We start from the raw sequence: 13,724 nt of genomic DNA, 5'->3' as shown, positions 1-13,724 counted from the left end.
GGCGCTGATGGGCCTGCGCCACCTCGCCCGGCGGGGTTCCGCGCCCGCCACCCGGACCCTGGCAGGGCTGCCCGGCGGCATCGTCACCCGGCGCCGCGGCCGCGGCTCCGAGCCGGAGGATGTCCGCCTCTGGTCCGAGGGCGACGACCGCCGCTTCATCGACCGCAACGCCACGGCCCGCACCGGGCAGCTGCATGTCCGCACCCACCACGACGAGCGCGACCGCGCCGTGGTGCTGCTCGCCGATTTCCGGCCCTCCATGCTGTTCGGCACCCGCCGGGCCCTGCGCTCGGTGGCGGCCGCCGAGGCCCTGGCGCTGCTCGGCTGGCGGGTCGCGGCCGATGGCGGCCGGGTCGGCCTCGCGGTGGCCTCGGCCGGCGCGCCGACCGTGCTGCGGCCGGCGGGCGGCGAGCGCGCCATGATCGCGGTGACCGGCGCCCTCGCCCAGGCCCATGCCGACGCCCTCGGGACCGAGTCCGGTTCGCGGGCCCACGCGGAGCCGCCGCTCGAGGCGACCCTCGCCCTCGCCCGCAGCCTGCTGCCGGCCGGCGGCCACCTCGTCATCGCCAGCGCCCTCGACGATCCCGGCCCGGGCTTCGACGAGCTCCTGACGCTGCTCGCCGAGCGGATCGCCATCCGGCTGATCCTGGTGAGCGACGCCTTCGAGCGCGCCCGGCCGCCGGGCTACTACCCCTTCGCCCTCGCGGATGGCCGCCGCGGGACCGCGCTGCCGACGGCGGCCGGGCCGGCGGGCGAATCCGCCGAGGCCCGGCTCGCCGACTATGCCCGGCGCGGCATCGCGGGCGTGCGCCTCGACGTCGAGACCGGCCCGGAGGCCTATGCGCCGCTCATGGAGCGCCTCGATGCGGTGCTGTGAGGTCCGACACGGCGGTCCGATCCGATGAACCCCGTCACTCCCGCCGAGATTCCCCTGTCCCTCGATCAGCTCCGGGGCCTGCACCTGCCCGGCGGCGCCGCCGGCGCCCTGCAGGGCGAGGTCGTCGCCGCGGCGGCTCTGGGCTTCCTCGCCGCCCTGCTGGTGGGGCTCGTCCGCTACGGGCGCGGCCGGGCGCGGGTTGGCATCCGCCGGGCGGCGCTGGCCGAACTCGCCCGGAGCCGGAACCTCGATCCGGAGGCGCGCCTCGTCGCCCAGGCCCGGCTCCTGCGCCGTCTCGGCCGGACCCTCGGCGGCGAGACCGAGGCCCGGGCGACGGGCGCCGACTGGGCCGCCCGCCTGGACGCGCTGTTCAGGACCGATTTCTTCACCCGGGGCGCCGGCCGGGTGCTCGCCGACGGGCTGTACCGGCGGCAGGATCCCGACCTCGACGCCCTGGACACCGAACTCGGCCGCCTGATCGGACGGCTGCGGGCATGAGCGCGTTCCTGCCCGCATGGCTCAGCGCCCTCCTGTCGGCCTTCGACTGCGCCGCGCCCTGGGCGCTCCTGGCCCTCCCCCTGCCCCTTCTGGCCGCCCGCCTGATCCCGGCCGAGCCCGAGGGCGGCAGCGGCGCCCTGCGCGTGCCCGGCACGCTGGTGGGCGGGGCGCGCTCCGGCGCCGACCTCGCGGCCCGGGGGCGGCGGCGGGCCCTGCTGACCTGGACGCTCTGGATCGCCCTGGTGGCGGCCCTGTCGGGTCCGCGCCTCGTCATGCCGGCGGCCGCGCTCCCGGCCTCGGGCCGCGAGATCATGATCGCCATGGACCTGTCGGGCTCGATGGAGCGGCGCGACTTCGCCCTCGACGGCGAGACCGTGAACCGGCTCACCGCGGTCAAGCGCGTCGGCACCGACTTCATCCGCCGCCGGGCCGGAGACCGGATCGGCCTCGTGATCTTCGCCGACCAGGCCTACGTGGCGGCGGCCCTGAGTTTCGACACCGCCGCGGTCGCCCGCGCCCTCGACGAGGCGACGATCGGCATCAGCGGCCGCTCCACCGGGATCGGCGACGGCCTCGGCCTCGCCCTGCGCCGCCTGGACCCGCGGGATGCGGACGGCGAGGCCGCCTCCGGGAGGCAGTCCGGCGCCAAGGCCGCGAAAGCCGTGATCCTGCTCTCAGACGGCGCCAACAATGCCGGCCAGACCGCCCCCAAGGACGTGGCGGACCTCGCCAAGACGCTGGGCATCAAGATCTACACCATCGCGCTGGGGCCCCGCGACATGGCCGATGCCGATGGCGAGCAGGACGTGGTCGACACCGAGACCCTGCGCGACATGGCGCAGGCGAGCGGTGGCGAGGCGTTCCGGGTGCGCACCACCGAGGATCTGGTCCGCGTCGCCGACGCCATCGACCGGCTGGAGGGCGGCCGCGCCCTGGCTCCGCCCCTGCCCCTGCGCCGGGACCTCTGGCCCTGGCCGGCCGCCCTGGCGCTGCTGGCCGCCGCCGCCCTGCTGGCCAGCCGGAGGGGGGCGTGATGGGTCCACGGTTCGCCGCCTGTCCGGCACACGCCCTCATCCTGAGGTGCCCGAGCGCAGCGGAGGCCTCGAAGGAGCCCTCCCGCCGGCCGCGCGATCCCTGGAGCCCTCCTTCGAGGCCCGCTGCGCGGTCACCTCGGGATGAGGGGATCCGGGTGGGAGACGCCGCCCGATGAGCTTCCTCGACGCCTTCGCGCTGCTGCGCCCCTGGTGGTTCCTGGCGATCCCGGTGGTCGTCCTGCTGGCGCTCCGCGCCGCGTGGCGCTCGGCGCCGTTGGGCGACTGGGCCCGGGCGGTGGATCCGGCGCTGATGGCCCATCTCGCCCGCACCGGCGCGGTGCTGGGCGGCCGGCGGCAGGCGAACCTCGCCGCCGCCCTGGCGGCCGGGCTGATCGCCCTCGCGCTCACCGGCCCCGCGGTGGAGCGGGCGGACGGGCGGACCTTCCGCAACCTCGACGAGACCGTGATCGTCGTCGACCTGTCCCGCTCGGTCACGGAGGGCGGCAACCTCCAGGGCGTCCGGCAGGCCGCCGCCGCCGTCGCCGAGGCCGCCGGCACCCGGGCGGTCGCCCTCGTGGTCTACGCGGGCGACGCCTACCTCGCCGCCTCCCCCACCACCGACCGCGACAGCCTCGGCACAACCCTGTTCGCCCTCGATGCCGACACGGTGCCGGACCGCGGCACCCATCCCGAGCGCGGGCTGGCGCTGGCCCGCCGCACCCTGGCGGAGGCCAACGTCGTGGCGGCCGACGTGGTGCTGATCAGCGACGGCGACGGCATCGGCGAGGCCGCCACCCGCGAGGCCCGCGCCATCGCCGAGCACGGCTGGCGGCTCCAGGCGCTGTTCGTCCCCGCCGACAAGCCGCTGCCGCCCGGCGCACCGAAGCCCGACCGGGCCGCCCTCGACGCCCTCGTCCGGGCCGGCGGCGGCACCGTCGCCGACATCGCGACCCCCGGCCCGGTGCTCGACGTGGTCGGCGCCGGGCTCAGTCAGCACCTCGCGGCGGGCGGCTACGGCGTCCTGGCCTATGCGGATCTCGGGCGCTGGCTGCTGCTGCTGGCAGCCCTGCCGGTCCTGGTCCTGTTCCGCAGGAGCGCCTGATGCGGCTCACCCTCCCCGACACGGGCTTCGCCGTCCCGCTCCGCGCCGGCCTGCCGCCGCGCTGGCGCCGCCGCGCCCGGATCGCCGGCCTGGCACTGGCGGGGATCGGCCTCCTGGCGCTGCTCGCCGTCTCGCAGCCCCGGACCGGCTTCGGGCGCCTGCTGATGGGCCTCGGCCTGCCGGGGCTGGCCGCGGACGTCTTCGTCGATCCGGCCTGGCGCGCCGCCGCGCTCTACGAGGCCGGCCGCTACGCGGACGCGATCGCGCTGTTCCGCACCGGCGGGCGGCGCGCGAGCTACAATCTCGGCAACGCGCTCGCGAAGGCGGGCGACCTCGAGGGCGCGCTGGCGGCCTACGACGAGGCCCTGCGCTTCAACCCCCGCGACGCCGACGCCCAGGCCAACCGCTCGCTGATCGCCCGGATGCGGGCCGAGGTGATCGATCGCGGGCCCGGCGGCGGCATCGCCAACGGCACAGCCCAGTACGGTGCCCGCTACAACAACACCGCCAACCAGGACCAGAACAACGACATCAACGCCGCCTCCAGCGGCGAGGGGCTCGCCGGCAACAAGGAATCGAACGCCAGCGCGTCGCTGCCCGGCAACAGCAAGGTGTCCCGCCGGGGCAAGGCCGAGCAGCAATCGATCGACACCGGCAAGGGCCAGGCCCGGGGCTCGGCCGGCGACGCGGCGGGCCGGGGCCGGACCGGGGGCGGTTCCGCCATGGTGGCCGAGGCGCCCGAGCGCGAGGTCCGCCGGGTGACCAAGAGCTTCGAGGCCCACGAGATCCGACCGGACCGGCTCTGGCTCCAGACCCTGCCGGACGATCCCGGCCGCTATCTCAAGCTGCGCCTGCGCGCCGAGCAGACCCGCCGGGTCGAGGCCGGCACCGCGATTCCCGCCGGGAGCAACCCGTGGTGAGTTTTTCTGGGGTCTTCGAGAGGCGCGCCCGCGCGCTCCTCCTCCTCGCCCCCCTCCTCGCTCCCCTCCCCGCCCGCGCGGAGATCGAGCCGGGCGACCTCACCCTGACGGTGACCGCCGAACTGAACGGCAACAGCGCGCCTTTCTCCCGCGAGATGGTGCTCTTGAAGATCCACGGGGTTTACAAGCAGCCGATCCTGCTCGAGGAGGTGGTGCAGCCCTCCCTCGCCAACTTCTCCTGGACGCAGCTCGGCCGGGATCACTGGAGCAAGACCAAGCTTCCCGACGGCCAGAGCGCCATCGCGTTCGACCGCACCGTGGCGGTCTTCCCGCACCATGCCGGGCAGTTCACCATCGAGCCGTTCACCCACAAGCTCACCGTCAACGATGTCGGCGAGCGGCGGGTGGTCGAGGTGCGCTCGAAGCCGATCCCCTTCCCGGTCGCACAATGGACCGAGCCCAGCGGCGGCCCCGACGCCAAGGAGCCCTGGTGGCTGCCGGCCAAGGACGTGGCGATCACCGATTCCTGGAGCCCGGATCCCGAGACCATCAAGGTCGGCGAGACCACCCGCCGGATCGTCACCCTGGAGGCGCAGGGCATGGTCGCGGAGGGCCTGCCGCCTCGGCCGGTCATGCGCACCCGCGGCATCATCACCTTCGCGGGCCCCGTCACCCGCGAGACCCTGCTGACCCCCTCGGGCCCCGTGGCGCGGGCCACCTACCAGTGGGACGTGAAGCCCGGCGTGCCGGAGATCATCCCCCTCGACGCCATCGCGATCCCGTGGTTCGACACCAACACCCGCACCATGCGCGAGACCGAGATCCCGGCCCGGCAGATCGGCGGCGGCCTGCCCGACCGGGAGACCGACCGGGCGCCCCCCGCAATCCCCTCGCCGCTCGTGGTCGCCGCCTCGGCGCTGGCCGCCTTCGGGCTGGGCTTGGCGCTGATCGGCTTCGGCCTGGGCCGGCCCTCCTTGCGCCTGTCCCGCCCGACCCGGCGCGCGCTGCAGGCGGCGGCCCGTTCCGGAGATCCCGCCGGGTTCCGCGCGGTCCTGGACACGGCGATGCGGGAAGCGCCGGATCTGGCTCGCATCTGGCGGGCGCGGCCCGGTCTTGTCGCATCCTTCGCGGCTCTCGACCGGTCGGTGTTCGGCGCCTCGGGCGCGCCGGTCCCGGACCTGAGGGCATTGGCCAACGCCCTGTCCCGGTCCGAACCGGTCGCCGCCGCGGCCCGGGAACCGGACCGGCTCGCCCCCCTCGACGGTCCGGCCCGCTGACTGATCGTCGGCTTGTGAACGCGCCTCCGGGAACGGCGCGCCGCATGGCGGCTTGGGCTGCCGGCGCTGATCGCCACCGGAGATTTCGTTCATGCCCGCGATCCTGAACAGACCCGCATGTGCGCTGGCCGCGATGCTCGTCCTCGGCCTGGTCGTCCCCACCGCGCTGCCGTCGGCGGCCTTCGCCCGGTCCTCCGGCACCGAGCGCACGCTGAAGATGGTCGACACCGACAAGGACGGCACGATCGATCTGGCCGAGGCCCAGGCCGCGGCCGGCAAGGTCTTCGACGCCGCCGAGACCGACAAGGACGGGACCGTCGACGCCAAGGAGCTGAAGGGCCGGGTCAGCAAGACGGACCTGAAGGCCGCCGACACCGACAACGACGGCACCCTCGACCGCAAGGAATACCTCGCCCTGGTCGAGCAGCGCTTCAAGGCGGCCGATCCCGACAAAGACGGCACGCTCGACGCCAAGGAACTCAAGACCCCGGCCGGACGCAGCCTGCTGCAGCTCCTGAAATAGGCGCGGATCCCGGAGACTCCGCCGTTGCACAGTCCATGAGCAAGTATTATTCCTGTGCAACGGCTCAAGTTCTGGGCAGGCATCAATATTTTGCACTATCTTGCGTCATCTGAATTGGCCTCGTAGGTTTCGGTCATCCGGGCGGCAAAGCATCGGATGAACCACCAGGGAGGAGCGCGATGGCACGCGCCAACGAGGTCAAGGACAGGTTCCGCGCGCGGCTGCAGGAGGCGGATGCCCGCAGCAACGACTTCCGCAAGAAACTCCTGGAGGAAGGCGCCCGGGCGCTGGAGCCGGTGGTCGGCGTCCTGAACCTCATGGCCGAGGTGCTCAACGAGGAGGACAACGTCCACGGCAGCATCACCGGCCTCGAGGCCAAGATCGATCAGGACAACTTCATCAGCCTCTGCGCGCGGCTGCGCGGGACCGACACCGAGCAGAAGATCAAGATCAAGTACGGTCCGGAACTCGGCGGCAGCAACTACATCTCGGTCTCGGGCCTGAACCAGCGCTACAACGAGCGCCTCGTGCCGGGCGCTGCGAGCTGCGCCATCGGCCGGACCGTCGGCAGCGACATCCAGCTCGACGAGCACCGGGGCGACGAGCTGGCCGAGGTGGTCCGCGAGGTGGTCGAGGATTTCTATGCCGCCCAGATCGAGCAGCGCAGCCACTTCGCCTACGCTCGCTGAGCCTTGCGGCTTCGCCGATCGATCCAGCACGGTGGGTTCATGACAGGGCGCGGGTCCGCTCTCCCGCACGGGAGGGGACCCGCGCCGATCCGAACCGATCTGTGAACCCGCCGCGCCCGCCGACCCACCAGCGCGGGAGCCGGAAAACCAGATTCCCCTTCCCGGCATCCTGCGCTAAGCCTGTCCCGATGGGGATGGAGCGCCCCGACAACCGCCCGACTCGGAGGCCGGGCTGATGGCTCCTACCGCACGGGCGCGCCTCAGCCGTCCGCGGTGGGGCCGTGCGCCGAAGCCGCGACAGGACGTGGCTGCCCGACCGAACAGGAAGGGCCGGCATGATCAACACCCTCATCGTCGTTGTCGGAGCCGGGCTCGGGGGCGGGTGCCGCCACGGGATCAACGTGGCGGTCGCCCGGCTGCTGCCGGGCCTCGGCTTCCCCCTGGCCACGCTGATCATCAACGTGCTGGGCTCGTTCCTGATGGGCGTGCTCGCCGAGGGCTTCGCCCTGCGCGGCGCGGCGGGTCACCCGGCACGGCTGTTCCTGACCACGGGCGTGCTCGGCGGCTTCACCACCTTCTCGACCTTCTCCCTCGACGCGATCAGCCTGTACCACCGGGGCGAGACCGCCGCCGCCGCCCTCTACGTTGGGGCCTCGGTGGCGACCGGTCTGATCGGGCTGGTGGCGGGCCTCACCCTGGTGCGGGCGGTCCTGAGCGGCAGCTGAGGCCGTCCCGGCTTCAAGAGGGCTGCGAGCTTTTGCGGCTCCGGGGCGGAGCCCGGGTCGTTCAGGGTCTCCGCCCCCGGACCCCGCCAAAGGGCTGGCCCTTCGGAAACCCCTCTCAATCCGCGATGAACTTCAGCCGGTGGTCGCGGTAGAGGTCGACGATCGCCGCCGCGGTCTCCTCGATGGAGCGGCGCGTCACGTCGATGGTCGGCCAGCGGTTCCGGGTGAACAGCCGGCGGGAGGCGGTGATCTCGTCCGCCACCGCCGAGCGGTCGACGTAGAGGGACGATTCGTCGGCGTTGAGGCTGGAGAGCCGGTTCTGGCGGATCTGCACGATCCGCTCCGGCGAGGCGAACAGCCCGACCACCAGGGGCTTGCGGGCGCGCTCGATCGCCGGCGGCAGCGGCATGCCCGGCACCAGCGGCAGGTTGGTGGTCTTGAGGCCGCGATTGGCGAGGTAGATCGAGGTCGGCGTCTTCGAGGTCCGGCTGACGCCGAGCAGGATGACGTCCGCGTCCTCGAGATCCTCCGGCAGGTTGCCGTCGTCGTGGGCCAGGGTGAAGTTCATCGCGTCGATGCGCTTGAAGTACTCGGCGTTCAGCATGTGCTGGGCGCCGGGCCGGGCCGTGGTCTCGGCGCCGAGATAGGCGCGCAGCAGGTCGTGGACCGGCCGCAGCACCGACAGGCAGGGCGAGCCGGTCTCCCGGGCGACCTCCTCCAGCCGCTCGCCGAGGTCGCCCCCCACCAGGGTGTAGAGGACGAGACCCGGCGCCGCCCGGATCTCCGAGATCACCCGGTCGAGCTGCGCGGCCGAGCGCACCAGCGGATAGACGTGCTCGATCGCCGACACGCCCTCGTACTGCGCGGCCGCCGCGCGCCCGACATTGATCAGCGTCTCGCCGGTGGAGTCGGAGACGAGGTGGAGGTGGAAGTAGCTGCGGCCCATTCCGATCGCCTCTGCGGTCGCCATTCGCGGCGCCCACGTTGTCCACCGCCGGCCGCCAGGGGAGTCGATGAATGTGGATAGGATGCCCCGCCGGGCCGGTCCAGGGCGATACCGGTGCGCGCTATCGACTCCGCCGTTCACAGGCAGACGATCGGGGCGCATGGATTCCACCTCACTGGGAGAATCCGGGACGCGTCCGGGGTCCGCACACGACTCGGCGTTGCCAAGGCGCTGTCGGATCTGGTCGTTCTCGCAAGATGGAGCAAATCCTTTAAAGCCTCGTTAACGGCGCGGCGCCGGGGACCGCCTGTGGACGCTTTTGTGCCCCCGTGATTCGGCCCCCCAAGAGAAAAAACAGAGTCCTAGATTCTCTCTTTTCTTTTCGAAGGGGCCTGTGTGGGGATCGGCGCGCCTCGACTCGACAGGAGGCCCGCCGACGGGCATGCGGGATGACGGATACGGGATGGGAACGACGATGACGGGGACGGAGCGCAAGTCCGAGCGGAAGGTGCTGCGCGTCCTCGACGGGGAGGCGATCGGGCCGCCCCCCGCCTGGATGATGCGGCAGGCCGGCCGCTACCTGCCGGAATACCGGGCGACCCGGGCCGAGGCCGGCTCGTTCCTCGACCTCTGCTACAGCCCGGACTTCGCCGTCGAGGTGACGCTCCAGCCGATCCGGCGGTTCGGCTTCGATGCCGCGATCCTGTTCTCGGACATCCTGGTCGTGCCTCATGCGCTCGGTCAGGACGTGCGCTTCGTGGAGGGCGAGGGGCCGCGCCTCGATCCCCTCGACGGCCGGGAGGCCTTTTCGAAGCTGCGCGAGGCCGGCGACCCGGCGGTGATGACCCATCTCGCACCGGTCTTCGAGACGGTGACGCGGCTGCGCGCGGAACTGCCCGGCGAGACCACGCTGCTCGGCTTCTGCGGCGCCCCCTGGACGGTGGCGAGCTACATGATCGGCGGTCGCGGCACCCCGGACCTCGCCCCCGCGCGGGCGCTGGCCGAGGGCGACACGGCGCTGGTGGACGCGCTGATCGACCGCCTCGTCACGGTGCAGACCGATTACCTCGTGCGCCAGCTCGAGGCCGGCGCCGACGCCGTGCAGATCTTCGAGTCCCATGCCGGCACGCTGCCCCTCGCCGTGCCGACCTCCGACGGCACCGTCGAGCCCGTCGGCGACGTGGCGGAGAGCGCCCTGCCGGGCGCGCCCGCGGCGGACGCCCTCACCCGCTGGTCCCTGCAGCCGATCGCCCGGATGGTGGCGGGCGTCCGCGCCCGGGTGCCGGGCGCCAAGATCATCGTGTTCGCCCGCGGCTCGGGCCTCGACGGCCATGCCCAGGTGGTGCCGGAGACCGGCGCCGATGCCGTCGGCGTCGACTGGGGGGTGGACCTGAAGGCCCTGCGGGCGACGGTGCCGGCCACCACGGTGACGCAGGGCAACCTCCATCCCGAGACGCTGATCGAGGGCGGCGCGGCCCTCGACGCGGCGGTGGATGCCGTCCTGGAGGCGACCGCCGGCCGGCCGCACATCTTCAACCTCGGCCACGGCATCACGCCCCAGACGCCGGTGGCCCATGTCGAGCGGATGCTCGCCCGGCTGCGCGGCCAGGGTTGAGGCTGCGCCCGTGCTGTACGACTGGATCAAGGCCGGCCACGTCATCAGCCTGATCGCCTGGATGGCGGGCATGCTCTACCTGCCGCGGCTGTTCGTCTACCATGCGAGCCTGCCGCCGGGTTCGGAGGCGCAGAGCGCGACCTTCAAGGTGATGGAGCGCCGCCTGCTCAAGGCGATCATGAACCCGGCCCTGATCGCCACCTGGCTGTTCGGGGTGGCGCTCGCCTGGATGAGCGGCTTCTATGCGAGCCCCTGGCTCCAGGCGAAGTTCGCGCTGGTGCTGGCGATGACCGGTATCCATGGCTGGCTCGCCCGGATGGTCAAGGATTTCGCCGCCGACCGGAACACCCGCGGTCATCGGTTCTACCGGGTGCTCAACGAGGTGCCGACGCTTCTCATGATCGGCATCGTCATCCTGGCGATCGTCAAGCCGGGCTTCTGATCCCGGGTCGATTCACCCGGCTGCCGCGCTGCGCGGAGCCTTTCCGCCGCCGGGCCGTTTCCTGGCCATGCCGAAGCCGCTCGTCCTCGCCCTGGCCCTCACCGCCCTCGCGGCTCCGATCGCCGCCCCGGCTGCCCGGGCCGCGAGCTTCCCGTGCGACAGGGCCGAGGCTCCGGACGAGAAGGCGATCTGTGCCCATCTCCCGCTCAACGACCGGGACGTCGAGATGGCGACCCGGTTCGAGATCCTGAAGAGCGTGCTGCCCATGGGCGGCCAAGCCAAGCTGCGCGACGATCAGGAGGCGTGGCTGACGGAGCGGCGCGCCTGCAGCGGCGACGTCGCCTGCCTGACAGCCGCCTACGACGGGCGGCTCAAGGTGCTGCGCGGGGTGCTGTCCGAATTCGCCAAGCAGGGCCCGTAGCCGTCGCGGTGCTCCGCAAGGACACCACCACGACGGTCCGCCCTCCTCAGAGCCGCGCCAGCAGCCGCTCCGCCAGCGGGTTCTCGGCCGCGAAGGCATAGTCGACCCGCCGCACCGTCACGGCCCGCGCCCCCGCCTCGACCAGGGCGCCGGCGAGGTCGAACACCGCGCCCTCAGGGCAGCGCAGGACGATCTCGCCCTCCGGGCCCTTCGGGGCGCCGTAGGGCAGCTCGGCCTCGTGCAGGCCCGCCAGGGTGGCGAGGTCGATGGTGCCGCTCTCCGGCAGGGCGGCCCGCACCTCCCGGGTGGTCCGGGCGCGTTCCTCGGCGGCGATGCGGCCGAGCACGGTGCGGAGCGCCGCCCGCTGGCCCTCGCCCCAGGGCGCCTTCAGCGAGGCGACGAGGTTCGCCTCCGAGCGCAGGATGATGCCGTCGTCCAGCACCTTCAGGGCGTTGGCGGAGAGTGTCGCCCCCGTCGTGGTGATGTCGACCACGATCTCGGCCGAGCCCGCCGCCGGCGCCCCCTCGGTGGCGCCGAGGCTCTCGACGATCCGGTAATCGGCGACGCCCTTCTCGGCGAAGAACCGGCGGGTCAGGTTCACGTATTTGGTGGCGACCCGCAGGCGCCGCCCGTGGCGGGTGCGCATGCCGGCGGCGACCTCGTCGAGGTCGGACATGTCGCGCACGTCGATCCAGGCCTGGGGTACGGCGACCACCACGGTGGCGTTGCCGAAGCCCAGCGGCGTCAGCAGCTCCACTTGGCCGCGCACGTCCGGCAGGGTCTCGCGGATCAGGTCCTCGCCGGTGACGCCGAGATGGGCGGCGCCCGAGGCGAGCTGCGCGGCGATCTCGGAGGCCGAGAGGTAGCGCACCTCGACATCGGGGACGCCGAGCAGCTTGCCCCGGTAGTCGCGGGCGCCGGCGCCCTGGGCGAGCTTCAGACCGGCCCGGCCGAAGAACGCGCTGGCGTTCTCCTGCAGGCGGCCCTTGGATGGCACGGCGAGGATCAGCGGCATGGCGGTCGCGTCCGAAGCACTCATCGGCCGGCTCCCGCCACGCGCGCGATCCAGAAGGTGCAGCCCACCGCGGGCAGGGGCGCCGGGCTGCCGAGATGGCCGAGCAGGCCGTCGTAACGGCCGCCGCCGACCAGGATCGGGCCCTGCCCTTCGGTCACCTCGAAGATGAAGCCGGTATAATAGTCGAGGTTGCGGGCAAAGCCGCCCTGGAAGCGGAACCGCTCGATCGGCAGCCCGCGGGCCGCGATGAAGCCGGTGCGCTCCTCGAACAGGTCGAGGGCGGCCGCGAGGGCGTCGTGGCGGATGCCCGCGTCGGCCACCAGCGCCCGCAGGTCGCGGGCGGCGGCATCCGGATGGCCGGCGATGGCCCGGTAGCGGTCGAGGAGGATGCGGTTCTCGGCGTTGAGCCCGGCCCCGCCATGGGCCTGCGCGGAGGCCTTGGCGAGGAAGCGCTCGGCGATCTCGCCGGCGCTGCGCCCGCCTACCGCCGAGATCCCGGCGATCGCCAGCACGTCCTCCACGAAGGCGCGCACGCCCCGCGGGTCCTGGCCCTGGATCGCCGCCAGCAGGCCCGCATGGGGATCCTCCGGGCGGGTCCCCTCGGCGCCGTTGGTGACCACGTCCAGCGAGCGCCCGGCGGCCAGCGCCCGGAGCGTCCGGCGCTTGGCGGCGGGCGGGACCGCGAGGCCGTCGAGGAGCGCCACGGTCAGCCCCATGTCGCCGAGCCGCACCGCCGGATCGGTCCGGCCGAACAGGGCGAGGCCCTCGAGGGCGAGACCCAGCACCTCGGCGTCGGCGGCCGGCGTGTCGGTGCGCCCGATCGACTCGATGCCGGCCTGGAAGAACTCGTCGGGCTCGTCGGCGGCGAGGCGGAAGACCGGACCGCAATAGCTGTAATCGGCCACCTGCCCGTCGGCCTCCGCCCGGTGGAGGCGACAGACGGGAATCGTGAATTCCGGCCGCAGGCACAGCTCGGCGCCGCCCGCATCCTGCGTGACGAAGATCCGCCGGCGGATGTCCTCGCCCGACAATTCGAGGAACGGCTCCAGCGGCTGCAGCACCGGCGGCGTCACGGGCCGATAGCCCGCCGCCGCCAGATGCGCGAGCAGCCGCGTGCGCGCCGCGTCCCCCGCCCCCGTCTCGCCTGCCTCCGGTCGTGTCATCGGATCCATCCTCGCGGGCGCTCTGTAGCAACCGTGGCCGGACTTGGCGACACGTCGCAGGGCGGTGCGGTGCGCAGGACTGCGCAGGACTGCGCAGGTCCCCGTACCGCGGACCGATACGCGCTACGGCGCCACAGACTTCACCCGCTCGGAGCAGCCGCTCAGAGCGGCCGGCCGCCGCCGAGACGCGCCCCGCGCGGGCGCCGGACCGGCTTGCGGCGGGCGATCACGGTCAGGGCCGGCGCTCCGGCGATCCCGGCGCTCAGGACGGGGGCGCTGCCGGTCCCGGGGGTGGCCTGGGCGACGGCGCTCGGCAACCGGTCGAGGACCGGCCGGGCGGCCCAGACGGGGCCTGTCCCGGCGCAGATCAGGCCGGCCGACAGGATGAGGATCTTCGCGCGCATCCCGACATCTCCCCCGACCCCTCCACGGAACCGACCGAGGATAACGCCGCCGGAGCCGCCGCGTTCGACCTGC

At 73.4% G+C, this 13,724-nt stretch carries 16 protein-coding genes and 1 riboswitch; of the genes, 12 read left to right on the top strand and 4 right to left on the bottom strand.

Annotated features, from left to right (window positions below; all coding sequences use genetic code 11):
• Positions 1-7: 7 nt before the first annotated feature.
• From MCBMB27_RS18505 to crcB, 9 genes are all read left to right on the top strand, one after another.
• On the top strand, positions 8-877 hold the full coding sequence (locus tag MCBMB27_RS18505; protein WP_043386180.1) for a DUF58 domain-containing protein: 870 nt from the start codon (positions 8-10) through the stop codon (positions 875-877).
• Between the two features lie 24 nt (positions 878-901).
• The gene (locus MCBMB27_RS18500) at positions 902-1,375 is read left to right on the top strand and encodes a DUF4381 family protein (RefSeq protein ID WP_075381016.1); all 474 of its coding nucleotides are present in this window, start codon (positions 902-904) and stop codon (positions 1,373-1,375) included.
• Positions 1,372-2,409 carry a VWA domain-containing protein gene (locus MCBMB27_RS18495; RefSeq protein ID WP_170861886.1) on the top strand — a complete coding sequence of 346 codons (1,038 nt, stop codon included), beginning with the start codon at positions 1,372-1,374 and terminating at the stop codon, positions 2,407-2,409. Before MCBMB27_RS18500 ends, MCBMB27_RS18495 begins: the two co-directional genes overlap by 4 nt.
• Before the next feature lie 172 nt (positions 2,410-2,581).
• A complete protein-coding gene (locus MCBMB27_RS18490) occupies positions 2,582-3,511 on the top strand; it encodes a vWA domain-containing protein (RefSeq protein WP_075381015.1) in 930 nt (309 codons plus the stop codon).
• Positions 3,511-4,431, top strand: a complete 921-nt coding sequence (locus MCBMB27_RS18485) for a tetratricopeptide repeat protein (RefSeq protein ID WP_075381014.1) — start codon at positions 3,511-3,513, stop codon at positions 4,429-4,431. Before MCBMB27_RS18490 ends, MCBMB27_RS18485 begins: the two co-directional genes overlap by 1 nt.
• Positions 4,425-5,708 carry a BatD family protein gene (locus MCBMB27_RS18480; RefSeq protein ID WP_075381013.1) on the top strand — a complete coding sequence of 428 codons (1,284 nt, stop codon included), beginning with the start codon at positions 4,425-4,427 and terminating at the stop codon, positions 5,706-5,708. Before MCBMB27_RS18485 ends, MCBMB27_RS18480 begins: the two co-directional genes overlap by 7 nt.
• Before the next feature lie 91 nt (positions 5,709-5,799).
• Complete coding sequence (locus MCBMB27_RS18475) at positions 5,800-6,231, top strand: EF-hand domain-containing protein (protein ID WP_043346265.1); 432 nt, start codon at positions 5,800-5,802, stop codon at positions 6,229-6,231.
• 179 nt (positions 6,232-6,410) lie between these two features.
• Positions 6,411-6,920: a hypothetical protein gene (locus MCBMB27_RS18470; RefSeq protein WP_043346263.1), complete on the top strand. Its 510-nt coding sequence runs from the start codon at positions 6,411-6,413 to the stop codon at positions 6,918-6,920.
• Positions 6,921-7,101: 181 nt separating this feature from the next.
• A riboswitch (Fluoride riboswitch) is annotated at positions 7,102-7,172 on the top strand.
• Positions 7,173-7,255: 83 nt separating this feature from the next.
• Positions 7,256-7,645 carry a fluoride efflux transporter CrcB gene (gene crcB, locus MCBMB27_RS18465; RefSeq protein ID WP_091955375.1) on the top strand — a complete coding sequence of 130 codons (390 nt, stop codon included), beginning with the start codon at positions 7,256-7,258 and terminating at the stop codon, positions 7,643-7,645.
• A gap of 115 nt (positions 7,646-7,760) precedes the next feature.
• Here crcB and MCBMB27_RS18460 read toward each other — a convergent pair whose 3' ends face one another.
• On the bottom strand, positions 7,761-8,591 hold the full coding sequence (locus MCBMB27_RS18460) for a pyruvate, water dikinase regulatory protein (protein WP_043346269.1): 831 nt from the start codon (positions 8,589-8,591) through the stop codon (positions 7,761-7,763).
• 463 nt (positions 8,592-9,054) lie between these two features.
• On the opposite strand from MCBMB27_RS18460, the gene MCBMB27_RS18455 reads away from it, so the two are divergent.
• From MCBMB27_RS18455 to MCBMB27_RS18445, 3 genes are all read left to right on the top strand, one after another.
• Positions 9,055-10,206, top strand: a complete 1,152-nt coding sequence (locus tag MCBMB27_RS18455; RefSeq protein ID WP_075381012.1) for a uroporphyrinogen decarboxylase — start codon at positions 9,055-9,057, stop codon at positions 10,204-10,206.
• Between the two features lie 10 nt (positions 10,207-10,216).
• Positions 10,217-10,648 (top strand): protoporphyrinogen oxidase HemJ, encoded by a 432-nt coding sequence (gene hemJ / locus MCBMB27_RS18450; RefSeq protein ID WP_043346260.1) that lies wholly within the window; start codon positions 10,217-10,219, stop codon positions 10,646-10,648.
• A gap of 67 nt (positions 10,649-10,715) precedes the next feature.
• A complete protein-coding gene (locus tag MCBMB27_RS18445) occupies positions 10,716-11,069 on the top strand; it encodes a lysozyme inhibitor LprI family protein (protein WP_075381011.1) in 354 nt (117 codons plus the stop codon).
• A gap of 46 nt (positions 11,070-11,115) precedes the next feature.
• On the opposite strand, the gene hisG is transcribed toward MCBMB27_RS18445, so the two are convergent.
• From hisG to MCBMB27_RS18430, 3 genes are all read right to left on the bottom strand, one after another.
• Positions 11,116-12,108, bottom strand: coding sequence for an ATP phosphoribosyltransferase (hisG, locus tag MCBMB27_RS18440; RefSeq protein WP_043386169.1), 993 nt, complete (start codon positions 12,106-12,108; stop codon positions 11,116-11,118).
• Positions 12,105-13,247, bottom strand: coding sequence for an ATP phosphoribosyltransferase regulatory subunit (locus MCBMB27_RS18435; protein WP_043759589.1), 1,143 nt, complete (start codon positions 13,245-13,247; stop codon positions 12,105-12,107). The genes hisG and MCBMB27_RS18435 overlap by 4 nt, the downstream gene beginning before the upstream one ends.
• A gap of 161 nt (positions 13,248-13,408) precedes the next feature.
• The gene (locus MCBMB27_RS18430; RefSeq protein ID WP_043353874.1) at positions 13,409-13,651 is read right to left on the bottom strand and encodes a hypothetical protein; all 243 of its coding nucleotides are present in this window, start codon (positions 13,649-13,651) and stop codon (positions 13,409-13,411) included.
• Positions 13,652-13,724 lie beyond the last annotated feature (73 nt).

The sequence above is a fragment of the Methylobacterium phyllosphaerae genome (assembly GCF_001936175.1).
In the GTDB taxonomy this organism is placed as follows: domain Bacteria; phylum Pseudomonadota; class Alphaproteobacteria; order Rhizobiales; family Beijerinckiaceae; genus Methylobacterium; species Methylobacterium fujisawaense.
This window is presented reverse-complemented; position numbering and strand designations above follow the sequence as displayed.

Bases quoted from the DNA above. Each gene is read 5' to 3' on its own strand.
- MCBMB27_RS18455 (WP_075381012.1), top strand. From the start codon at position 9,055: ATGGGAACGACGATGACGGGGACGGAGCGCAAGTCCGAGCGGAAGGTG.
- MCBMB27_RS18500 (WP_075381016.1), top strand. From the start codon at position 902: ATGAACCCCGTCACTCCCGCCGAGATTCCCCTGTCCCTCGATCAGCTC.
- hisG (WP_043386169.1), bottom strand. From the start codon at position 12,108: ATGAGTGCTTCGGACGCGACCGCCATGCCGCTGATCCTCGCCGTGCCA.
- MCBMB27_RS18435 (WP_043759589.1), bottom strand. From the start codon at position 13,247: ATGACACGACCGGAGGCAGGCGAGACGGGGGCGGGGGACGCGGCGCGC.
- MCBMB27_RS18485 (WP_075381014.1), top strand. From the start codon at position 3,511: ATGCGGCTCACCCTCCCCGACACGGGCTTCGCCGTCCCGCTCCGCGCC.
- MCBMB27_RS18505 (WP_043386180.1), top strand. From the start codon at position 8: ATGGGCCTGCGCCACCTCGCCCGGCGGGGTTCCGCGCCCGCCACCCGG.
- MCBMB27_RS18495 (WP_170861886.1), top strand. From the start codon at position 1,372: ATGAGCGCGTTCCTGCCCGCATGGCTCAGCGCCCTCCTGTCGGCCTTC.
- MCBMB27_RS18475 (WP_043346265.1), top strand. From the start codon at position 5,800: ATGCCCGCGATCCTGAACAGACCCGCATGTGCGCTGGCCGCGATGCTC.
- MCBMB27_RS18430 (WP_043353874.1), bottom strand. From the start codon at position 13,651: ATGCGCGCGAAGATCCTCATCCTGTCGGCCGGCCTGATCTGCGCCGGG.
- crcB (WP_091955375.1), top strand. From the start codon at position 7,256: ATGATCAACACCCTCATCGTCGTTGTCGGAGCCGGGCTCGGGGGCGGG.
- MCBMB27_RS18490 (WP_075381015.1), top strand. From the start codon at position 2,582: ATGAGCTTCCTCGACGCCTTCGCGCTGCTGCGCCCCTGGTGGTTCCTG.
- MCBMB27_RS18460 (WP_043346269.1), bottom strand. From the start codon at position 8,591: ATGGGCCGCAGCTACTTCCACCTCCACCTCGTCTCCGACTCCACCGGC.
- MCBMB27_RS18470 (WP_043346263.1), top strand. From the start codon at position 6,411: ATGGCACGCGCCAACGAGGTCAAGGACAGGTTCCGCGCGCGGCTGCAG.
- MCBMB27_RS18445 (WP_075381011.1), top strand. From the start codon at position 10,716: ATGCCGAAGCCGCTCGTCCTCGCCCTGGCCCTCACCGCCCTCGCGGCT.